This is a genomic window from Micromonospora sp. NPDC005291, from assembly GCF_040607415.1.
Classification (GTDB): Bacteria; Actinomycetota; Actinomycetes; order Mycobacteriales; family Micromonosporaceae; genus Micromonospora.
The window spans coordinates 14,698-37,245 of record NZ_JBEXGR010000016.1; the positions used below are offsets into that span (position 1 = coordinate 14,698).

The 22,548-nt window shown below is 70.6% G+C and carries 17 protein-coding genes; 14 read left to right on the top strand and 3 right to left on the bottom strand.

Translation table 11 applies throughout. The features are described 5' to 3' along the window. The first annotated feature begins 225 nt into the window (after positions 1-225). Genes ABZT18_RS21150 through ABZT18_RS21165 form a run of 4 tightly spaced genes read left to right on the top strand, consistent with a single transcriptional unit; the run spans position 226 to position 5,193 of the window. On the top strand, positions 226-1,650 hold the full coding sequence (locus ABZT18_RS21150) for an O-antigen ligase family protein (protein WP_355252243.1): 1,425 nt from the start codon (positions 226-228) through the stop codon (positions 1,648-1,650). A 24-nt stretch (positions 1,651-1,674) separates the two neighbouring features. Next, positions 1,675-2,709 (top strand): Wzz/FepE/Etk N-terminal domain-containing protein, encoded by a 1,035-nt coding sequence (locus ABZT18_RS21155; RefSeq protein ID WP_355252246.1) that lies wholly within the window; start codon positions 1,675-1,677, stop codon positions 2,707-2,709. Positions 2,710-2,731: 22 nt separating this feature from the next. Further along, positions 2,732-4,333 carry a flippase gene (locus tag ABZT18_RS21160; RefSeq protein WP_355252249.1) on the top strand — a complete coding sequence of 534 codons (1,602 nt, stop codon included), beginning with the start codon at positions 2,732-2,734 and terminating at the stop codon, positions 4,331-4,333. Next, positions 4,330-5,193 carry a sulfotransferase gene (locus ABZT18_RS21165; RefSeq protein ID WP_355252252.1) on the top strand — a complete coding sequence of 288 codons (864 nt, stop codon included), beginning with the start codon at positions 4,330-4,332 and terminating at the stop codon, positions 5,191-5,193. Before ABZT18_RS21160 ends, ABZT18_RS21165 begins: the two co-directional genes overlap by 4 nt. A gap of 13 nt (positions 5,194-5,206) precedes the next feature. Here the strand turns inward: ABZT18_RS21165 and ABZT18_RS21170 are convergent, their stop codons facing one another. From ABZT18_RS21170 to ABZT18_RS21180, 3 genes are read right to left on the bottom strand one after another with little or no spacing between them, the layout of a single operon-like run. Continuing rightward, entirely contained in the window at positions 5,207-6,697 is a 1,491-nt protein-coding gene (locus tag ABZT18_RS21170; RefSeq protein WP_355252255.1) for a hypothetical protein, read from the bottom strand. Further along, on the bottom strand, positions 6,694-7,473 hold the full coding sequence (locus tag ABZT18_RS21175; protein ID WP_354997114.1) for a sulfotransferase: 780 nt from the start codon (positions 7,471-7,473) through the stop codon (positions 6,694-6,696). Before ABZT18_RS21175 ends, ABZT18_RS21170 begins: the two co-directional genes overlap by 4 nt. Continuing rightward, the gene (locus tag ABZT18_RS21180; RefSeq protein WP_354997115.1) at positions 7,466-8,431 is read right to left on the bottom strand and encodes a hypothetical protein; all 966 of its coding nucleotides are present in this window, start codon (positions 8,429-8,431) and stop codon (positions 7,466-7,468) included. Before ABZT18_RS21180 ends, ABZT18_RS21175 begins: the two co-directional genes overlap by 8 nt. A 258-nt stretch (positions 8,432-8,689) precedes the next feature. Between ABZT18_RS21180 and ABZT18_RS21185 the strand changes: the two genes are divergently transcribed. The 10 genes from ABZT18_RS21185 to ABZT18_RS21230 all read left to right on the top strand — a co-directional run bounded on the left by ABZT18_RS21185 (position 8,690) and on the right by ABZT18_RS21230 (position 22,531). Continuing rightward, entirely contained in the window at positions 8,690-9,973 is a 1,284-nt protein-coding gene (locus tag ABZT18_RS21185) for a glycosyltransferase family 4 protein (RefSeq protein WP_354997116.1), read from the top strand. Then, on the top strand, positions 9,970-10,998 hold the full coding sequence (locus ABZT18_RS21190; protein ID WP_354997117.1) for a sulfotransferase: 1,029 nt from the start codon (positions 9,970-9,972) through the stop codon (positions 10,996-10,998). Before ABZT18_RS21185 ends, ABZT18_RS21190 begins: the two co-directional genes overlap by 4 nt. A 3-nt stretch (positions 10,999-11,001) precedes the next feature. Beyond that, positions 11,002-11,913, top strand: a complete 912-nt coding sequence (locus ABZT18_RS21195) for a sulfotransferase (RefSeq protein WP_354997118.1) — start codon at positions 11,002-11,004, stop codon at positions 11,911-11,913. Between the two features lie 188 nt (positions 11,914-12,101). Then, entirely contained in the window at positions 12,102-12,920 is an 819-nt protein-coding gene (locus ABZT18_RS21200) for a basic amino acid ABC transporter substrate-binding protein (RefSeq protein ID WP_354997119.1), read from the top strand. A gap of 75 nt (positions 12,921-12,995) precedes the next feature. Next, entirely contained in the window at positions 12,996-13,790 is a 795-nt protein-coding gene (locus ABZT18_RS21205) for an amino acid ABC transporter permease (protein ID WP_354997120.1), read from the top strand. Between the two features lie 5 nt (positions 13,791-13,795). Then, complete coding sequence (locus tag ABZT18_RS21210) at positions 13,796-14,635, top strand: amino acid ABC transporter ATP-binding protein (RefSeq protein ID WP_355252258.1); 840 nt, start codon at positions 13,796-13,798, stop codon at positions 14,633-14,635. 388 nt (positions 14,636-15,023) lie between these two features. Then, entirely contained in the window at positions 15,024-16,028 is a 1,005-nt protein-coding gene (locus ABZT18_RS21215; protein ID WP_354997122.1) for a multicopper oxidase domain-containing protein, read from the top strand. A 22-nt stretch (positions 16,029-16,050) separates the two neighbouring features. Further along, positions 16,051-19,986: a ThuA domain-containing protein gene (locus ABZT18_RS21220; protein ID WP_354997123.1), complete on the top strand. Its 3,936-nt coding sequence runs from the start codon at positions 16,051-16,053 to the stop codon at positions 19,984-19,986. 8 nt (positions 19,987-19,994) lie between these two features. Then, positions 19,995-21,521: a plastocyanin/azurin family copper-binding protein gene (locus tag ABZT18_RS21225; RefSeq protein WP_355252261.1), complete on the top strand. Its 1,527-nt coding sequence runs from the start codon at positions 19,995-19,997 to the stop codon at positions 21,519-21,521. A gap of 32 nt (positions 21,522-21,553) precedes the next feature. Further along, positions 21,554-22,531 (top strand): hypothetical protein, encoded by a 978-nt coding sequence (locus ABZT18_RS21230; RefSeq protein WP_354997125.1) that lies wholly within the window; start codon positions 21,554-21,556, stop codon positions 22,529-22,531. Positions 22,532-22,548 lie beyond the last annotated feature (17 nt).

Sequence of the window (22,548 nt, forward strand, 5' to 3'; positions counted from 1 at the left end):
GCCCGGCGGGGGACGGACCAGTCGGTGCAACGGCCCCTTCTGCCGTCGAGGTGACAGGGCTAGATTGAACCGATCTTGTGCCGGGGGGACATCGGTTGGCCGCGCCCGGCAGCGGCCGGGCAGCGTCGATTCGGTTCAGTGGGATCAGTGGAACAACACACGCAGCAGGTGGTCGATGCGGGACGGTCCGAGGATGCGAGACCGCCGGGCGACAGGACTGTGCCCGTGAGCAGGTGGCTCACCGCGCCCCGCCTCCTCACCGGCGGTGCGGCGCTGGCCGCCGCGGTCGTGGCGGTGGTCGCGGGAGTCTCGATGGCGGCCGGTGACCGTAAGGGCATGGTGCTGCCACTCGCCGCGGTCGCGGGCATCGCGGTGGCCGTCCTCGCGCTGGCCCGTTTCGCCGGGTACGTGTTGCTGATGCTCGCGGTCCGCTCCTGCGTCGACCTGTTCAAGCTCACCGGACCGAGCGCCGGTCAGGCCGACTCCGCCGGAGCGGCGAGGGCGGTGGACCCCTCCACCCTGCTCGCGGTGCTCTTCCTCCTCGCCGCCGGGCTCTGGCTGGCCGCACAACTCAGTCGGCACGGACGGCTGCGCGGTTCCCCGCTGAGCTGGGCCATGCTGCTCGTCGGCGCCAGCAGCGTGGTCAGTGCCCTCGGGGCGACCCGGCCGGCGAACAGCCTGTTGGAGGCGTTGCGGATCCTCACCGTCGTGGTGATGTTCGTGGTGCTGGAACAGCTCATGCCGGACACTGCGGCGATCCGTCGGGTCCTGCTCGCCTGCTACGCCTCGTTGGTGCTGGCGCTCGGCTACACCGTCGTCCTGTCGCTTCTCGGCAACCCTCCGGCCGAGGTGAAGGGCGACTTCACCCGGATCAGCGGCACGTTCAGCCAGTCGACCACGTTCGGCCGCTACCTGATGTTCATGGTGATCTTCGGGTTCGCGGTGTACCGCTTCCTGGGTCGCCGGTTGCGGGTGTCACTCGGCGTGCTGCTCGCGCTCTCGCTGCTGTTCCTGCTGCTCACCAACACCCGTAGTGCCCTGCTCGGCGCGGCGATTGGCCTGGTCGTGGTCGCGGTGCTGCATCGCAGCAAGCGGATGCTGGTCACCCTCTGCCTGGTGGCCGTCGCCGGGGTGGCCCTGGTGCCCGCCGTCGGCGAGCGGTTCGCCCAACTCGGCACGTCGCGCGAGGTCGGCGGCGACCCCACCGGAAACACCCTGGCGTGGCGGATCGGTTACTGGACCGAGATCGTCACGCTGGCCGACCGTAACCCGGTGACCGGTATCGGGCCGAACATGACCCAGCGCGAGACCGACGAGGCGAAGAAGCCGCACAACGACTTCCTGCGGGCGTACGTCGAGACGGGGTTGCTCGGGCTCGGCGCGTACCTGATGATGCTCTTCGCCTTTCTCTACACCGCGCGGACCGCGCTGCGGCGGGCACCTCCGGGCAGCTTCGAGCGTGGCGTCGCGGTCGGCTTCGCCGGCTGTGCCGCCGCGTTCGTGGCGGTCAGCGCAGCCTCCAACGTCATTTCCAACGTGGTTACGCTCTGGTATTTCGTCGCGTTCGCCGCGGCGGCCAGTGCGATCGCCCGCCAGCCGGCTGCGAACCTGCCCGGCGAGCAGCCGCGAAGCACGCCCGTCCCGGTTTGAGTGAACGACAGCATTGGGGAGAAAGTGGAGATCGTCGACTACCTGCGGGTCGCCCGGCGGCGGCTCTGGGTGCTCGTGGGGGTGCCGGTGCTCGCCACCGGAGCCGCGGCCGGCATCGTCCTGTTCGCACCACAGCAGTTCAGCGGCACCGCGTACGTGGCGGCGCCGGCGCTGGTGGGTGGTGCGGCCGGGACGCAGTACACCGGTACGCAGGCGGCGAACCAGTTCGTCGCGGCATTCGGCGCGGCGGTCACCTCGCCCCGGGTCCTCGCCGACGTGGCCAGTGACACCGGGGTGACGCCGGAGCGGTTGCGCGATGGCCTCGCCATCACCCAGGTCGGCGCGAGCAGCCAACTGGAGGTGACGTACACCGCCCGCGACCAGGCGAAGGTCGCGCCGGTCCTCACCGCGACCACCACCCGGGCACTGGCCTTCCTGTTCTCCTCCCAGGTCGGCATCGCCACCGGTGAGGTCGAGGCGGCCAACGCCGATGTCACCGCGGCCACCAAGTCGATCGGTGAGTGGGAGAAGACGAACAAGGTCTCCCAGCCGGACCGGATCTACCAGGCGACGCTGGGCGAGCTGACCAGCCTGCGCCAGCAGCAGCTCTCCATGCAGGCGGTCGGCAACGGCCGGGGTGCCGACGCGGCGGCCGCCGCGATCACCGCAGCACAGAAGAAGCTCGACGACCTCGGGCCGAAGCTCCCCGACTACCAGGCCCTGCTCGCCCAACGGGACGCGGCGACCAATGCGTTGTCCCAGGCGCGCGAGGGGTTGCAGGCCGCTCGTGCGCAGGCCCAGGCCGCCGATCCGAAGCAGGTGACCAGCATCGGCGAGGCGCACGAGGTGAGCCGGCTGACGGAGCTGGTGCGTACCGTCCTGCCGGTGGGCGGGGCCGGCCTGCTGCTGGGGGTGCTGCTGGTGGGCGTCCTCGAACTGTTCTCGCGGGGTCGTGCCGCCGCGCGCCCGACCACCGCGCCGGTCCCGACGGCGTCGACCGTCTCCTCGTCCGGCGAGCCGTCGGTGCCGGCGGAGTCCGTGACCGCGGCGAGGCCGTGACCATCCGGGAACGGGCCGCCGGGTGCGCGGCGAGCTGACCGGCCGGTCGCCGGCCGCGCCGGAGGCCGGCGATCAGCAGGTACGCGGCATGGCGCGCGGCGGCATGCTGAACCTGACGAGCGCGGTGTTCAGCCAGGTGGCGCTCTTCCTGGTCATGTTGTTGCTGGCCCGGGTGCTGGGTCTACGGGAGGTCGGCCGGTACGCCCAGGTCTACGCCGTGCTGTCGCTGCTCGGGCTGCTCTCGCTCTCCGGTTTCCGGGCCGGGTTGACCCGCTTCGTGGCGGTGCATCTCGCCGACGACGAGCCGGCCGCGCTCCGGGGCGCGATCCGACTCGGGATCGGCATCTCGGCCGTGGCGTCCACCGTGATCGCGGTCGGTCTGGCGGTCGGCGCACCGTGGCTCGCCGAAGCCCTGCACGATCCGCACCTCACCACCGGGCTGCGGTTGGTCGCGCTGTGCCTGCCCGCCACGACCATCTGCGAGGCCGCGCTCGCGGCCACCCGGGGTTGGCGCACGCAACGGGCGTACGCGCTGATCGGCCAGGTCTACGAGCCGGCCGCGCGGCTGGTGCTCACCGCGCTGGCGCTCGCCGTCGGGGCGGGCCTGACCGGCGCGTTCTGGGCACTGGTCGTGGCGAGCTGGAGCGCCGCCACGTTCGCTCTCGTGGCGCTCACCCGGATGGTGCGCCGGGTGCCCGCCGCCCGCCCCGCGTACCGCCCGGGCGAGCTGTTCCGCTTCTCCACGGTCAGCTGGGTCTCCTCACTCTCCTCCACCGGGCTGATCTGGGTGGACGCACTGCTGCTCGGCTTCTTCGACTACGGCGCCGACGCGATCGGCGTCTACCACGTGGCGACGCGGCTGGTCACGATCGCGGTGTTCGTGCTCGCGCCGGTCAACGCGTCGTTCGGCCCGCACCTGGCGCATCTCTACCACCAGGGCCGGCTGGACGAGGTACGCCGGATCTACCGGGTCGCCACCGGCTGGGTGGTCCGACTGTCGCTCCCGGCCTTCGTGGCGTTGCTGGTCTTCCCGGAGCAGTTGCTGCGTCTGATCGGCGGGCCCGGCCTGGCAGCCGGTGCGATGGTGACGATCGTGCTGGCCCTCGGTCAGCTCGTCAACGCGGCGACCGGGCCCTGCGGGACGCTGCTGAACATGTCGGGCCGGGTCTCGGTCAACATGGTCGACAACCTCGCCGCACTGGTGCTCAACATCCTGCTCAACCTCTGGCTCATCCCGGCGCACGGGATCCTCGGCGCGGCGGTGGCCTGGGCGGTCTCGCTGGCCGCGGTGAACATCGCCCGGGTCTGGCAGGTGCGCGCGCAGGTGCACACCGTGCCAGTCACGGCCGGCATGGTCAAAGGGCTGGTCGCGGCGCTGGTCGCGTTGGCCGTCGGGTTCGGTGTGCGGTGGCTCGTCGAGGACTGGATCGTGCAGCTCACGGTCGGTCTGGCCGCGATCGTGGCCGTCTACCTCGCGGCGGTGCTCGCCCTGGGGCTCAGTAGGGAGGACGTCATGGTGTTGCGGTCGGTGACCAGTCGAGGCGGTCGACGCGCCGCCGCCCCCGACCCCGGTCCCGCCGTCGGTGCGGGTGCGGGCACCGGCCACACCGGAGCCGGCTCATGACCGCCGTCGCTCGACGTCAGGTCACCGACCGGCTGCGCCGGGGGGTACGCGCCGCGCGGGCGTGGGGACGCGCGGCGAGGCCGGGCGAGCCCGGCCCGCTTCCCGACTTCCTGGTCATCGGCGGGCAGCGCTGCGGCACCACCTCGCTGTACCACCACCTCGCGGCGCATCCCCGGGTACGGGTGGCCACCGGCAAGGAGTTGCAGTACTTCAGCGTCCACCACGCTCGGGGTACGCGCTGGTACCGGGGGCACTTCCCGCGCCTCGCCCCGGACGAGCGCACGTTCGAGGCGAGCCCCTACTACCTGTTTCATCCGAGCGTGCCGTCGCGGGTCGCGGCGACCCTGCCGGAGGCCCGCTTCGTCGCACTGTTGCGCGACCCGGTGCAGCGGGCGTACTCGCACTACCTGCACACCCGCTCGTACGGGGCGGAGCCGCTCTCCTTCGCCGACGCGCTCGACGCGGAGGAGGAACGGCTGGCACGGGCGACGCGCGGGGGCCCGGACACCCGTGCCGCCCACCGGGCGTTACGCAACCACTCGTACGCCGCCCGGGGCCGCTACGCCGAGCAGTTGGAACGCTGGTTCGCGCACGTCCCCCGGGAGCGGATCCACATCACCCGGACCGAAGACCTGAACGCCGACCCGGCGGGCACGTACGGCGAGATTCTGAGCTTCCTCGACCTGCCGGCCTTCACACCCGAGGCGTTCACCCGGCACACCCGTCGCGTCGATGACGGCACCTCCCAGCTCACCCCGGATCTGCGGGACCGCCTGACCGAGCACTTCGCGCCCCACAACGCCCGCCTGGCCACCCTGCTCGGCTGGCCCGACCCCTGGGCCGCCCCGACCCCGAGCTAGCGCACCCCCACAGTCAGCGCACCTCGGCGAGCATCCGGTTCACCGGCTGGTCGGCGCGGAGCAGGAGGGGTACGTCGGTCACGGTGGTGCCGCCACCGGCCGCGCGGAGAGGACCCCCCACCGCCCCGGTCCGCCCGCCGGATGCCGCCGGCACGGTCACCGGCGTGTTCGACGCCGACCAGAGCACCAGCGTGCTCGACCCGCCACGGACGAACGCGACCCCGTTCAGCTTGCCGGCCACCGAGGCGGGCAACGGGGTGACGGTGGCGTCCCGGGCCGCGTCGGCCAGGCTCGCCAACATCCGGCCGGCCTCGCGTTCGGTGCCATCCGGGTCGAGCAGGCCGTAGCGGACCTCGCTGCCGGCGGCGTTGTTCGGGTTGTACGCCAACGGCAACCAACCGATCTCGCCGATCCCGCCAGCGGCCAGCAGGGTGACCGTCTTGACCATCTCCGCCGCCCGGCTGGCCGGGTCACCCTCACCGTCGCGCCAGAACTGGCCGACCTCCCACGCCTGGATCGGGGCACCGGCCGGCGTCGTCGCCCGAAGGTAGTCCAGCAGCGGCGCCACCCCGCTGAAGTGCTCGTAGAAGTGCACCTGCCGGACGTCGACCGTGCGGTCGGTCAACAGGGACTGGGTCGCGGCCAGGAACCGCAGACTGCGGCTGTTGGTGTCGGTGCCGAGCGCCTTGCGGAGCTGCGCCTCGCCGGTCACCGCCGGGATCTGCTGCCCTCGGGTGCCGACCCGTCGCTGGAAGTACGCCTGGTAGGCGGCGACCGCCTCGGGCGCCCGACCGGCGCGCAACAGTCGGTCGGCGACACCCATGCCGTACGCGACGCTGCTGATGCCGGAATCGACCACTCTGGCCTGCGGGTCGGTCGCGCGGATCGTCTCGGCCGCCGCCGTGACCAGCCGCACGTAGTCCTCGGGACTACCAGCCCAGTAACTCGGCGCGTTGACCTCGTTCTCGATCGCGTACTCCCGCACCCCGTACGGCCCGTAGCGCTGGACCACCGAGCGGACGAACCGTTGGTACGCACCGAGGTCGGTGGGCATCGCCGACTCGGTCTTGTTCGCCGCGCCCCTGGTGTACCGCGCGGTGCCACCGGTCGCCCAACACACCCCGGTACGGATCTTCAGGTGCAGGGTGATGCCCAGCTCCCGGCTGCGGGAGGCGATCTCGTCCAACCCGGCCCACTCCACCTGCCCCGAGGTCCGTTCGATCTCGCACCAGGAGATCTCCTCGTACGTCGCCGAACCGGCGATCCGGCGTAGGTACGGCGCGAACTGCTCGTACCGCGACCAGTCCCAGTGCGCGCCGAACGGGTTGCTCACACCGACGGTGCGCCCTGGTGCGGCGTCACCGGGTGCCGGCGTACCGGACGGGGTGCCGGCGCCCGGCGGGGCAGCCGGGGGATCGTCACCGCGGGCGGTGCAGCCGGCGGTGACGACCAGCGTGGCGGCGAATGCGGCGGCGAACGCGCGCAGCCGGCGGGAGCGGTTCATCGGTAGCCGAGGGCGCGCAGGGTCGAACCGGAGAAGACCCGGACCAACAGGCGGAGGAACGGGTCGAGCTCGCGGCGGTACGTGCCCACCCGGGAGCCGTAGATCGGCGCGGTGACGCTCGCCGCCGCTCGCCGTTTCTCCGCCTCGGTGGTGTATTTCTGGGCCACGTCGTGCTGCTTGCTGTCGTAGTCGAGGATGCCGGCCTCCCAGGGCTCGCCGAGGAACTCGAAGAGGCCGCGCATCGCCTTCTCCGGCTCGGTGACCGCCTGCTCGTACCGCAGCTCGTAGTAGCGGTCCGTTGGCAGGGTGGCGCCGACCGCCCGCGCGGCCCGGATGTAGCGCGGCCACTTCACCACGCACTTGACCGCGGACCAGTAGCCGAACCGTTTGCGGTGCGAGACCACCACGTCGCGCCCGTCCCGGATCAGGTGCACGATCTGGGCGTCCGGAAAGACCTCGGTGACGAAGTCGAGCGACATGGCGTACAGCGGGGTCTTGTCGGCCCACCGGGTCTTGCCCCGCGCGGCGGCGTAGTCGGCGTGGACGCCGCCGAAGAAGTCGCGGATCCGGCGTAGCCAGTCCTCGCGCGGGAAGCCGAAGCGGGCCAGCCGTTCCCAGTCCCGCCCGACGATCCGTTGCAGGTCGGGCAGGAACCTGGTCTCGGGGCCACAGCTGATGTTCGAGTGCGAGTCCAGGACGAGACGCACCATGGTGGTGCCCGACCGCTGACACCCGACCAGGAAGATCGGCGCGGTACGGGTTTCGGGCTCAGCCACGGTCGGCCACCTCGTGGTCGGATCGGGTGTCGGCGGCGGGGCGGGCGAGCCGGTCGGCCAGCTCGTCGCAGAGGACCCGGACGCGCGGGTCGATCGGCAGCGGCTGGTGGTCCGTTGCGCCGGCAGCGTGGAACTGGCGCGGGGCGATGTGCGCGTGCAGCCGGGGATGGTAGGGGAAGCCGAGGAAGGCGCAGAGCCGCCGGACCTGTGCCGCAGGCTCCGCGACCAGTGTGTCGTAGCGGCAGAGCAGCACATCGGCGCGCTGGTCCAGGCCCAGCCGGAAGAAGAGCGAGTTGCGGACGTACCAGAAGAGCGCCGCGCCACTGTGCGGATCCAGCCGGTGCGGGTCGTGGCCCCGGATCAGCTCCCTGGTGTCGGCGTCGAGCCGCTGGCCCTGCCACCGCCGGCCGATGGTGCCGTCGGCGATCGCCCGCAGCGCCCGTAGGTTGGCGTCACCGAACTTGGCGACCTCGGAGCGGGCCCGGTCGTCGACGTCGCGGTAGACCCAGAGCGCGCGTCCGGGAACCAGCCCGGGCAGAGCCAGCAACTCGTCCACGCGATGGCTCTCGCAGAGCGGCTTGACCAGGACGTACGCGTGCCGGCTGCGCTGGACCGTCGCGGTCAGCACCTCATCCGGGCGGAGCTGGAAGCGGTGGAAGAGGGTGCGGTCGTTCTCGTTGCGTACCTCGACCTCGGGGGCCGAATCCAGTCCTCGGACCAGCATGTTCGTGCCTGACCGTTGCAGGCCGACCAGGTAGACCGGCACCGCCGAGCCGGGTGCCCGGCCGGCCCGCCGTCTGAAGCGTCGCTTCGCCAGGGCGGTGCCGATCCGGTCGACCGGGTTGAGCCGGTCCTCCTCGATCAGCCGTCCGATTCCCTCGGTCCGGGCCCAGCGCAGATGCCGCCTCACCCGCCGGGCGGTGTACGCGAGCGTGGAGACCTCGTCGTCGGCTGCCACGGGTCCTCCTCGTTCGGGCACCGGTCCTGCCCCACCGAGAGCGGGTGCGACCGGCGGAGCCAGGCTATCGGGAGATCATGGCGGGAGGCCAGGCCGCGGGCCGCACGGGCATGCGAAGATCAACCGTTCAGGCACATGCCATAGGTGAGCTGGACTCGCCGACCCGCCCTGCATACGGTGAGCCCTGGCCGGGGCGGGCAGACCCCGGTCATCACCTCCGGGCCCGGTTCGCCCGATCGACGTGAGCAGGCCGAGTCGATGCGCGTGCTGCATGTGAACAAGTTCCTCTACCGCCGTGGCGGCGCCGAGGGATACCTGCTCGACCTCGCCGAGTTGCAGCGGGCAGCGGGCGACACGGTCGCCTACTTCGGCATGAGCCACCCGGAGAACGAGTCGCCGCTGCCGTACGCGGCGCACTTTCCGGCCGAAGTGGAGTTGGAACCGGCACCGAGCGGGCTACGGCCACGCGTGGTGGCCGCCGGCCGGATGCTGTGGTCACCGACGAGCCGGCGCGGGCTGGCCCGGGTGATCGACGACTTCCGGCCGGACGTGCTGCACCTGCACAACATCTACCACCAGCTCTCCCCGTCGGTGCTCGCCGCGGCCCGGTCGGCCGGTGTGCCGTGCGTGCTGACCATGCACGACTACAAGCTCGCCTGCCCGAGCTACCAACTGCTGGACCGGGGCCGCCCCTGCCAGGCGTGCGTCACCGACGGTCCGCTGCAGGCGGCCCGTCGTCGTTGCAAGGACGGCTCGCTGTCCCGCAGCACGCTGCTCGCGGTCGAGTCCTGGTTGCACCGGGAGTTGAACGCGTACGACCCGGTGCAGGTCTTCGTCAGCCCGAGTGATTTCCTGGCCGACGTGATGCGCCGCGCGGGCGTGTATCCGGACCGGTTGCGGGTGGTGAACCACTTCGTCGACCTGACCGGCATCGCGGCCAAGGAGGCGCCCGGCGGTGGCGTCGTCTTCGCCGGCCGGCTTGCCCCGGAGAAGGGTGTCGACGTGCTGATCGAGGCGGTGGCCGCGCTGCCGGACGGGGTCGCCGTGGACATCGCCGGAGACGGCCCGGCCCGCCCCGAGTTGGAGGCGCTCGCCGCGCGACGGGTGCCCGGCCGGATCCGGTTCCACGGTCGCCTCGACAAGCCACGCCTGCACGACCTGATCCGGTCTGCGGCGGTGGTCGCCGTCCCCTCCCGGTGGCATGAGAACCAGCCGATGGCGGTGCTGGAGGCCTTCGCCTGCGGTGTCCCGGTTGTCACCACCGACCTGGGTGGCCTCCCCGAGCTGGTCGAATCCACACTGGACGGCACCATCGTCGCCGCCGACCGGCCCACCGACCTCGGCGACGCGTTGAACGACATCCTGGCCGACCCTGAGCAGGCGTACCGGATGGGTCAGGCCGGCCGGGCGAAGGTCGCCCGGCGGTTCGCACCCGAGCTGCACCTGGCCCGAATCCGTGAGCTGTACGCCGAGGCCACCGCAGCGCTGCCCACCCGGCGGCGCAAGGCCCGCACCGCGACCGATGGGGGAGCGGCCCGGTGAGCCCGGTCCGGGTGCTCTACCTCGCCGGTAGTGGTCGCAGCGGCAGCACACTGGTCACCACGGTCCTGGGGCAGTTGCCGGGCTTCTTCGCCGCCGGCGAACTGCGCTACCTGTGGCGACGCGGCATCCTGGAGAACCGGCCCTGCGGCTGCGGATCGCCACTGGCCGACTGTCCACTCTGGACCCGTGTGCGCGCCGACCTGACCGACGCCGACCCGGCCGGGATCGCCGCCCGGTTGGCCGAGCGGCTGCGACTGCGCGGGCTGCCCGCACTGCTACGCCGGCACCGCCGGGGACAACCGCCGGTCCCAGGTCACCCCGACGACACCCACCTGGCCCGGCTCTACGCCTCGATCGCCGAGCACGCCCTTCCCGACCGGGCCGGCGGCATCATCGTCGACTCCTCCAAGCTGCCGCCGTACGGCGCACTGCTCGGCAGCCTGCCCGGCATCGACCTGTACGTCCTGCACGTGGTCCGCGACCCGCGCGCGACGGCCTACTCCTGGCGTCGCCGACGCCCACTGGACGGGCGCGCGGACGACCGGTTGATGAGCCGGCCGCCGGTCTGGAAGGCCGCCCTGCTCTGGCTGGTCTGGAACACCGCGACCGTACGACTCTGGGGTGACCGGCCGGTCGACGACAGCACGGCGGGCCGCTACCTGCGGGTGCGGTACGAGGACTTCGTGGCCGATCCGGCTGGCACCACCGCGACGATCGCCCGGTTCGTTGGCGTGGCCCCCGACGACCTGCCCTTCCCCACACCGGACACGGTGCGGCTGACGCCCACCCACTCGGCGGCCGGTAATCCCTCGCGGCACCGCACCGGCGTGGTCGGCGTGATCGCCGACACCGAGTGGCTGTCCGGGCTCTCCCCCCGCGCGTACGCCGTGGTCACCGGGCTGACCGGGTTGGCCCTGTCTCGGTTCGGCTACCCGTTGCGCCGCCCGACGGGCACGTCACCCGCTGCCACGTTCCCTCCTGACCCGGTCGTCCCCTCGTCACCCGCCACGCGGCAGGAAGGCTGAACGATGCTCTCACTGGTGGTGGGCACCGGTCGCTGCGGTTCGACCCTGGTCCAGGAGTTGCTCTCCCGGCATCCCGCAGTCGGTTTCGTCTCCGGCCTGGACGACAAACTCTCCCGGCTCAACCCCAAGGGCAGGTTCAACGGCGTGCTCTACCGGCGGTCGGCGCCGCGCCCCGTGGGGATGACCTCGCTGCGGCACAGCCGACGGCTGCTGGAACGGGGCCGGTTCCGGGTGGCGCCGTCGGAGGCGTACCACCTGCTCGACCGGCAGGTGCTGGGCGGCTTCTCCCGACCGTGCCGCGACCTGGTGGCCGAGGACCTGACACCTTTCGTGGCCCGGCGGCTGCGGGCCTTCTTCGACGAGCGGATCGCCCGGCAGGGCTGCCAGCAACTGGTGCAGCACATCACCGGGTGGCCGCGTACCGGCCTGCTGCACGCCGCGTACCCGGACCTGCGGGTGGTCAACGTGGTGCGGGACGGTCGGGCGGTGGCCAACTCCTGGCTCCAGATGGGCTGGTGGGACGGGTGGCGCGGCCCCGACAACTGGATCTACGGCCCGCTCCCGCCCGATCTGCGGGAGGAGTGGGTCGAGTCCGGCCGGTCCTTCCAGGTGCTCGCCGCGCTGGGCTGGAAGATGCTGATGGACGCCTTCGCGCAGGCCCGACTGCGCCACCCTGCCGACCAGTGGCTCGACGTGCGCTACGAGGACCTGGTCGAGCAGCCCCGTGAGCAGGTTGGCCGGATGCTCGACTTTCTCGGGCTGGGCTGGTCACCCGCCTTCGAGAAGGGCCTCTCCCGGTACGACTTCCCGGCGGGCCGGGCGGCGGCGTACCGGGACGAACTCAGCCCGGCGCAGCTCGTCGCGATCGAACGGGTGCTGGAGAAGCCGCTGGCGGAGTGGGGCTACCCGGTCTAGACGACCTGCCAACGCCGCCCGATTGTCGGCGCAGTGTCGGGTTTGTCGGTGGTGCTGCTGCGGCAGCGGCCCAACGACCCGACGTGATCTGGGTGTGGCCCGCGCAATCAGGTACCGTCGCCTGTCACAAAGTCTTAGCACCAACTTGGCTTCCGGTGACAGGGGAGCCGAACCGGAGGGACACAGCCGTGAGGTTCCACAGCGCCATCCGCCAGGCCGGCCTCGTCGTGGCAGTCGCCGCCCTCGCGGTGACCGCGGGATGCGCCAAGAAGGACGACAGCGAGGTCCAGGCGAGCGGGGTCAAGCTGGTCGAGGCGGGCAAGCTGACCGTCTGCACCCACCTGCCGTACCCGCCGTTCCAGTCCAAGGACGCCAGCGGCAAGGTGACCGGCTTCGACGTCGAGATCATGGACCTGGTGGCCAAGGAGCTGGGCGTCGAGCAGACGATCATCGACACCCCGTTCGAGGGGATCAAGTCCGGCCAGGACCTGAACACCGGCAAGTGCGACGCGGCCGCCGCCGGCATGACGATCACCGAGGAACGGCAGAAGGTGATGAACTTCTCCGATCCGTACTTCGACGCCACCCAGGCCATGTTGGTGAAGACCGGCAAGCCGTACAAGTCGCTCGACGACCTCAAGGGCAAGAAGCTCGGCGTCCAGGCGGCCACCACGGGCCGCGACTACGCCCGGAAGTTCGAGAAGGAGAAGGGCCTGCAGCTCGTCGAGTTCGAGGACCTCGCCGCCCTGCAGCAGGCCGTCTCCAACGGCCAGGTCGAGGCCGCCGTCAACGACCTGCCGGTCTGGACCGAGTACCTCAAGGAGAACCCGGGCGGGTTCCAGGTGGCCGCCGAGTTCGACACCGGCGAGCAGTACGGCTTCTCGGTGAAGAAGGACGGCAACCCGGAACTGCTCAAGAAGATGAACGAGGTGCTGGCCAAGGCCAAGCAGGACGGCACGTACAACACGATCTACGAGAAGTGGATCGGCAAGCGGCCGAGCGCCTGATCGAAGCTCAGTGCAGGAGGGCGCGCGTCCGCGCGCCCTCCTCGTAGGTAACCTCCGGGAAGGCAACGAGCGAACGTGAAGCTGCGACGCCGCCAGCGGGAGCGGTTGTCCCTCGGGCTCCAGTACCTGGTCTTCATCGCCATCATCGCCGCGGTGCTCTTCGCCGCGGACTGGGACAGGTTGAAGGACGCGTTCTTCCGCGTCGACATCATCAAGTCGATGTTCCCGACGATCATCACCGTCGCGCTGCGCAACACCGTCCTCTACACGCTGGGCGCGTTCGCGTTCGGTCTCGTGTTCGGCACCATCCTCGCGCTGATGAGGCTGTCCCGGGTGGCGCCGTACCGCTGGGTGGCGACGGCGTACATCGAGCTGTTCCGGGGTCTGCCCGCGCTGCTGGTGCTCTTCCTCGTCGGGTACGGCATTCCCATCGCCTTCCCGGAGCGGGAGATTCCGGGTGGCGTGTTCGGTTCGATCGCGATCGGTCTCGGGTTGACCGCCGCGGCGTACATGGCCGAGACCATCCGGGCCGGCATCCAGGCTGTGCCCAAGGGGCAGATGGAGGCGGCGCGCACCCTCGGGATGTCGCACTTCACCGCCATGCGCACGATCGTCATCCCGCAGGCGTTCCGGATCGTGATCCCGCCGCTGACGAACGAACTCATCCTGCTCACCAAGGACTCGTCGCTGGCCTATGTGCTGGGCGTGACGGCGCAGACCATCGAGATCACCAAGTTCGGTCGGGACATGCTGAACGACCGGGTGAACGCGACTCCGCTGCTGGTGGCCGGTCTCGCCTATCTGGTGATCACCCTGCCCCTGTCCCAGGTGGTACGACGCCTCGAACTCCGCTACGCCAAGGCCCGGTGACCCGCATGACGACGACCCCATCCCGCCCCGCCGTCGAGATCCGCGACCTGCACAAGTCCTTCGGGCCGCTTGAGGTGCTCAAGGGCATCGACTTCGAGGTCGGCCAGGGCGAGGTGGTCTGCGTCATCGGGCCGTCCGGGTCCGGCAAGTCGACGCTGCTGCGCTGCGTCGACCTGCTGGAGGAGCCGACGGCCGGCAAGATCTGGGTGAACGGCGTCGAGATGACCGACCCGGATGTCGAGATCGACGCGGTACGCCGCGGCATCGGCATGGTCTTCCAGTCGTTCAACCTGTTCCCGCACCTGACGGTGCTGAACAACCTCACCATCGCCCAGCGTCGGGTGCTCCGGCGCGGTCGCGCCGAGGCCGAGCGCATCGCGCGGGCCAACCTGGAGCGGGTCGGGCTGACCGACAAGGCCGACGCGTACCCGGCGCAGCTCTCCGGTGGGCAGCAGCAGCGGGCGGCGATCGCCCGGTCGCTGTCGATGGAGCCGAAGTTGATGCTCTTCGACGAGCCGACCTCCGCGCTCGACCCGGAACTGGTCGGCGACGTGCTCACTGTCATGCGGACGTTGGCCGAGGACGGCATGACGATGATGGTGGTCACCCACGAGATGGCGTTCGCCCGCGACGTCGCCGATCGGGTCGTGTTCATGGACGGTGGCGTGGTGGTCGAGCAGGGGCCGCCGCAGGAGGTGCTCGGCGCGCCAAAGCACGAACGGACCCGTGCGTTCCTCTCCCGGGTCCTCGACCCGACCCACGTCGCGCAGCTCGGTCAGCCCGAGCCGTCGCCCGAGCCGCCAGCGGCCCCCAGCCTGCCGGCCGACGACCGCCACAACCTCTGACACCCGCCCCCGCCCCGGTCAGGGCCGTTGGGCCGCGCCTTTCCATGATCGACACGACATCGGCGATGTCGGGGTATCGCGCGCTCCGGATGCCCCCACATCGGCAATGTTGAGTGGATCATGGGCCGCGTGACGGGCTGAGGCCTACCCCGACCTGCATGTCAGGTTCATGTCAATCGACGGCCGTCGTGATGTCAAGGTAATCTTTTTGCAATCAGACCTGTACTTTCGTCGATGGATTACATAAGTTGCTGTCATCCACCGAAAGTCTTGAGTCTTCCGAGCAAAGCCCGCGACGAGCCTCACCTCAGTCGTGCCTCCGCCCCTCGCTCGGCGGTCGATGCACCCTGCCTTCGTCGCGCCTTCGCCCGGTCGGGAACGGAGACCCATGGACGATCACGCCGTTGGCTCCCATCGCCAGCTGTCCCGCAGATCCCTGATCGCCACCGGAGCGCTCGCCGCCGGGGCGCTGGGCGCGTCCGCCCCGGCGATCGGCACCGCGTTCGGAGGCAGCCCCGCCCAGGCCGCCGCCGGCGTCACGAAGAAGGTCACCATCTACGCCGAGCAGTTACCCGGCGGCCTGTTCGGGTACGGCCTGGCACCCGGCCAGGCCACCGTTCCGGGGCCGGTGCTGGAGATCTACGAGGGTGACACCCTGGAGATCACGCTGGTCAACACCACCAACCAGCGGTTGTCCATCCATCCACACGGGGTGGACTACAGCACCGACTCGGACGGCAGCCCGCTCAACGCCTCGTTCAACAATCCCGGCGAGACGCGGACGTACGTCTGGCGCTCGCGGGAGATGTTCGCCGCGGCGGGCAGGCGGTTCATGCCCGGCAGCGCCGGCTACTGGCACTACCACGATCACGCCATGGGCACCGACCACGGCACCGCCGGAGTGGCGAAGGGCCTGTACGGCGCCCTGATCGTGCGGCGTCGCGGCGACATCCTGCCGGAGAAGCAGTTCACAGTCGTGTTCACCGACATGATGATCAACAACCGGATGGCCCCGGACACGCCGATGTTCGAGGCGAACCTGGGCCAGCGGGTGGAGTGGCTCGCCATCGGGCACGGCAACCTGTTCCACACCTTCCACCTGCACGCGCACCGTTGGGCGGACAACCGCACCGGGATGCTGGAAGGCCCGGCCGACCCGAGCCTCGTGATCGACAACAAGGACCTCAACCCGGGCAGTTCCTTCGGCTTCCAGGTGCTGGCCGGAGAGGGCGTCGGGCCCGGCGCGTGGATGTACCACTGCCACGTGCAGACGCACTCCGACGGCGGCATGGCCGGGATCTTCCTGGTGCGCAACGCCGACGGCAGCATGCCACCGGGCGCCGAGGAGGCGATCCACCGGTTCCAGGGCCACACCCACACGCACGGAAGCTGACGAACCGAAAGTGGGGACGGGGATGACCAGAAAAATACGACGAGCCCTCGCCGCGGTAGCGGCCATCGCGACACTGATCCCGGCAACGACAGCGGCAGCCGCGCCGCGAACGGCAGCGGCACCGCAGGCAGCGCAGCAGCAGAAGACCGCGGTCCTCGTGTTCCACGGGCCGGTCGCCGAGCAGCAGGACCCGGTTCTGCGCGCCGCGGAGGCCATCGCGCAGCTTGGTGCCCTTCATGACATCGATGTCAGGACCACCACGGACCCGACCGTGTTCACCACGGCCGGGCTGTCGGCGTACCGCAGCGTGGTCTTTCTCTCCGCGACGGGTGCCGCGCTCAACCGCGACCAGGAGTTGGCGCTACAGAGCTACATGAAGGCCGGCGGCGGGTTCGTCGGCATCGCCGACGCCGCCCGCGCCCAGGTCGACTCCGCCTGGTTCACCGGCCTGATCGGCACCCGCCCGGCCGGCGCCATCCCGGTGGCCGAGCCGGTCGCCCGGGTGACCGCCAGCGGCGAGAACCCACCGACCGAGACCAAGGAGAAGCTGACCGACGGCGACGGCAACACCAAGTGGCTCGTCCGCACCCCGACGGCCTGGGTCGCCTATGAACTGAGCGCGCCGAAGCAGGTCACCGGCTACGCGCTGACGTCGGCCAACGACTTCACCGGCCGCGACCCGAAGGACTGGACGCTACAGGGCTCGGCGGACGGCCAGAGCTGGACCGACCTGGACCGGCGCACCGGTCAGGTCTTCCCGGAGCGGTTCCAGATCCGGCGTTTCGACATCACCACCCCGCGGGAGTTCAAGCACTTCCGGCTGAACATCACCGCGAACAGCGGGGAGCCGCTGATCCAACTCGCCGACCTGCGGCTCTTCACCGGCGACACCACCGCGCCGCAGATCCCACCGGTGAACCAGGCGGTGGTCAACATCCTGGACCGCCACCACCCGGCCACCGAATCCCTGCCGATGACGATCAACCGGTCGGACCGCTGGGACAACTGGGACCCGAACCCGATCGGCACCGTGCACACCCTCGCCCAGGTCGAGGAGCGGCACTACAACCCGGGGCCGGGGGCCAATGGCCCCTTCCACCCGGTGTCCTGGTGCCGGGACTACGACGGCGGCCGGTCGTTCTACACCGGCATGGGTCACACCGAGGGCAGCTACGGTGAGGAGGCGTTCCGCACGCACCTCGCCGGCGCCCTCAACTGGACCACGGGCCGCGTACGCGGCGACTGTCAGGCCACGATCGCGTCGAACTACAAGGTGGAGCGGCTCACCGCGGCCAACCAGCCCGGCCAGCTGGATCAGATCGGCGAGCCGCACGGGCTGACCATCGCGCCGGACGGCACGGTCTTCCACGTCGGCAAGGCGGCCTGCCCGAGCGGCCCGATCGCGGACTGGAACAACCCGAACGTGGGTCTGGGCTGCGGCACCATCCACTCGTGGGACCCACGTACGAAGCAGACCAAGCTGCTCACCACCCTTGAGGTGATGGGCAACCGGGGCAGCGGCTCCGAGTTGGTGAAGAACGAGGAGGGCCTGCTCGGCATCGTGCCGGACCCCGCGTTCGCCGAGAACGGCTGGCTCTACGTCTACTGGATGCCGCACGACTCGATCGACCGGGTGAAGCGGGTCGGGCAGCGCACCGTCTCGCGGTTCACCTACGACCGCCAGGCGCAGAGCATCGACCAGGCCACCCGCAAGGATCTGCTGCAGTTCCCGGTGCAGATCCACAGCTGCTGCCACGCCGGTGGCGGCATGGCATTCGACGCCAAGGGCAACCTCTACGTCGGCTCAGGCGACAACAACTCCTCCGAGGGTTCGCAGGGCTACTCCGGCAACAACTGGACCCAGGAGTACGAGGGAATCTCGTTCCAGGACGCCCGCCGCACGTCGGGCAACACCAACGACCTCGCTGGCAAGATCATCCGGATCCACCCGGAGGCGGACGGCACGTACACCATTCCCGAGGGGAACCTGTTCCCGCCGGGCACCGAGAAGACCCGCCCGGAGATCTACGTGATGGGCGTGCGCAACATCGCCCGCCTGCAGATCGACCCGGAGCACCAGTGGCTGACCGCCGGCTGGGTCGGCCCGGACGCCTCATCGCCCAGCCCCACCCTCGGGCCGGCCAAGTACGAGACCGCCACCGTCATCACCTCGGCCGGGAACCACGGTTGGCCGTACTGCATGGGCAACCGGCAGCCGTACCGGGACCGCAGCAGCACCGACGCGACCGTGCTGACCGGCTGGTACGACTGCGACAACCTGAAGAACGAGTCCCCCCGTAACACCGGTCTGGTGGACATCCCGGCGGCCCGGGACAACATGATCTGGTATTCGCCGGACGGCGGCGGCCCGGTGTTCCCGAAGAGGACCGACGGCAGTGGCCTCCCGACGTACGTCGCGGCCGACGCCACCTACACCCAGCCCTACCTGCGCGGCGGCGGGCAGGCCATCATGTCCGGTCCGACCTACCACCGCGACCTCGTCGACACGGACAGCGGCGTGGCCTGGCCGGAGTACTGGGACGAGAAGTGGTTCATCGGCGACCAGTCGAACGCCGCCAACCGGGTAGCGGTCACCGTCGACCCGGCCGGCGTGCCGACTGCCGCCCCGCCGGTGTACGCCGAGTCCCTGCGGGCCATCATCCCCAGTGGCAACGGCGACGCCCGGCTGCAGAGCTGGATGGACGCGAAGTTCGGCCCGGACGGCGCGCTCTACCTGCTGGACTACGGAGGCGGCTTCTTCAGCCTGCACCCCAACCAGAAGCTGATCCGGATCACCTACACCGGCGGCGCACCCACCCCGGCACCCGCCGCGACCTCGGTCGCCGTGCAGAACAAGCCACTGACCATCGCCTTCAACGGCTCCCGCTCCGGCGGCGTCAGCCACCGGTGGGAGTTCGGCGACGGCACCACGTCGACCGAGGCGAACCCCCGGCACGTGTACGCCAAGGTCGGCACCTACACCGCGAAGCTGACCGTCACGTACGCCGACGGTGAGACGGCGACGGTGCAGACCACGGTCACCGTGGGCTGCGCGGTGCCGGACGACCGGCAGAACGTGTGGCTCGACGACACGGACACCGGGGTCCCCAGCCGCACGGTCGGGCAGGGCTGCACGATCAACGACCTGATCGACGACGAGAGCACCTGGGCCGACCACAACAGTTTCGTCCGACACGTGACCGCGGTGACCCGCGCGCTGCAGGACGACGGGCTGCTCACCGCCCGCGAGTCCGGCACGCTCACCCGCCTGGCCGCCGCGTCCGACATCGGCCGGGACGGACACACGGGGTACGAGCCACTCTTCGACGGCACCGCCGAGTCGCTACGCGGTTGGCGGCAGGCGCCGTCCGGGTCGTTCGGCATCCAGCCGGACGGGTCGCTGCGCTCAAGCGGCGGCCTGGGCATGCTCTGGCACACGAAGGAGTTCGGCGACTTCTCCCTGAAGGTGCAGTTCCGCGACATCGCGCCGGGCACCGGTCGGGCCAACACCGGTGTCTTCACCCGCTTCCCGGACCCGCGGATCCCCCTCGACCAGCGACCACCGGGCAGCTGCGGCACGGTCGGATCGGCCCGCACCTCAGAGGCCTGGGTGGCGATCTACTGCGGACACGAGATCCAGATCTACGACGGTGAGACCGGTGAGCCGCAGAAGACCGGTTCGGTCTACAACTTCGACCCCGTGCCCCTCGCCCAGGCCGGCGTCACCCCGAAAAACCAGTGGAACGACTACGAGATCCGCGTGGTCGGGCAGCACTACACCATGATCCGCAACGGTGTGGTGATCAACGAGTTCGACAACACGCCGGGCAAACAGTCCTCCCGCGCCGGCGACCCGCCGACCGATCTGCGGCAGTTCCTGCGCGGCTTCATCGGCCTGCAGAACCACGGTGACAACGACCTGACCGAGTTCCGCAACGTCCGCGCGCGGGAACTCTAGGAGAGACGATGACCCGACGACTGAAGGCCGCGCTGACGGCGCTCCTGCTCACGGTGATCCCATTGGCCCCAACGCCCGCCTCCGCCGCCCCACGCGTCGCAGCACAGGTGTTGACCTGGACCGCCGACGACGACATCACCCGCTACAAGTCGACGCCCACCCAGGCGGTGGCCGGCGAGACCACGATCATCTGGGAGAACAGCGCGGCCACCGGCAACACCACCGGAATGCCGCACACGCTGACCTTCGACACCACCACCGACGGTTACAACCACGACGTCACGCTGAACATCCTGGCCAGCCCGTTCGACGCCAACGACGGACGGCACCAGGCGACCGTGACGCTGACCCCGGGTCGGTACCGCTACTTCTGCTCGATCCCGGGCCACAGCCAGATGGTCGGTGAACTGGTGGTCATCGACGGCGGTGGCGGCGGCGACACCACCCCGCCGACGGTCGCCGCCACCGTGTCGGGCGACCGCGACGGGGACGGCAACTACGTGGCCGCGGCCGCGGTGACCGTGACGGCCACCGACGCCGACTCCGGTGTGGAGACCATCGAGTACCAGGTCGACGACACCAGCTTCCAGCCCTACACACAACCGGTGCGCCTCACCGCGATCGGCGACCACTCGGTGCAGTTCCGTGCCACCGACCAGGCCGGCAACACCAGTGCGGTCGGCTCGGTGTCGTTCCGGATCGTCGAACCGACCGAGGACGACACCACCGCGCCGGTGGTGACGGCCGCACTGGCCGGCGACCGCGACGGCGACGGCAACTACATCGGTACGGCCACCGCCACGCTGGCCGCCACCGACGCCGGATCCGGTGTCGCCACCATCGAGTACTCGCTGGACGGGGCGGCCTTCGCCCCGTACGCGAACCCGATCGTCGTGAACGTGGTCGGGATGCACATGCTGCACTACCGGGCGACGGACGTCGCCGGCAACACGTCGGCCGAGCAGATGGCCCACTTCACCGTCGTCGCCCCGCCGGCCGAGGACACCACGGCGCCCGTGGTGTCCGCCACGGTCACCGGTGAGCGGAACGACGACGGCGGGTACATCGGTGGCGCGACCGTCACCGTCACCGCGACCGACGGCGAATCGGGTGTGAAGACGATCGAGTACGCGCTCGACACCGGTGCCTGGACCACGTACGCCAACCCGGTCGCCGTTCGTGCCCCCGGCGCCCACACCCTGCGGTACCGGGCGACCGACACCGCGGGGAACTCCTCCACCGAGCAGTCGACGACCTTCACCGTGGTGGCCGACGGGACCGACGGCTGCCCCGACTCGGACACCCGGGCAATGGTGATCATCGACGGCGACGACACCGGGGTGGCCAACGTCGACACCGGCGACGGCTGCACCATCAACGATCTGATCGACGAACACGCCGACTACCCCGGCCACGCCGAATTCGTCCGGCACGTCGAAGCGGTCACCGCCACGCTCGTGACCGGCGGCACGCTCAACAAGCGGCAGCAGGGCGCCATCGTCCGGGCCGCGGCCCGATCGGACGTCGGCGCATGAGTCCTCGAACCTCATCGACAGGGAGTACAACGATGCCCAGACGTACCGTCGCCAAGCTGGCCACCGTAACCGCCGTCGTCGCCGCCTCGGTGCTGGCGGTGGCGCCCAGCGCACACGCCGACCTGGTCACCTACTGCATCGGCACCGGCGGTGCGGTGACGGTGCCCAACGACCTGTTCGTGCCGGCCGGCGAGTCCTGCGCGCTGACCGGCACCACGATCACCGGCAACGTCAGCGTTGCCGCTGGCGGCAACCTGGTGGTCACCGGCGGCAACGTCAGCGGCGAGGTACGCGTCGCCGCGGACGGCTACCTGGACGCCTCCGACACGACGATCGGCGGTCAGGTGGTGCTGGCCGCCGGCGGGTACGGCGTCTTCCTCTCGGACGCCCGGACCGGCACCGTCACCGTGCGGCCGAAGGGCGCAGCGACCATCGACAGCTTCCTGTTCGCTGAGCAGTCGACGATCGCCGGAAATGTCACCGCAAGCGCCGGCGAGGTCCGGCTCGACCGCGGCACCCAGGTGGAGCGCAACCTCAGCAGCACCGGCACCTACTACACCGACGTGCACGACTCGTTCGTCGACGGCACCCTGTCGGTGCTGAACAGCGCCACCGGCAGTGTGGTGTGCGGCAGTGCGGTCCGGGGCCGGGCCACCTTCGCCGGCAACCTGGGCGGCGTGCAGCTCGGCCCGAACGGCGGCCTCGACAGCTGCGCCTCCGGCGGCTACTGGGGCGGGGACGTCAGCATCACCAGCACCACAGGTGGCGTCACCGTCGATGACAACATCATCAACGGCCAGTTGACGGTGACGTCCAACGATCCGGCAGCCCAGGTGGCCGCGAACAACCGGATCCGCGGCGGCGTGGTCGGTGACCAGGCGGCTGCGACCACCAACCGGGCGGCGCGGGTGGCCGGCCCGGACCGGGAGGACGCCGGCGATCAGCGTGCGGAGGTCCGCCGTACGTCGGCGGTGCAGGAGGCCACCGTGGCCGGCGACGCCCGGCTCTAGCGCCGGGGGGTCACGCC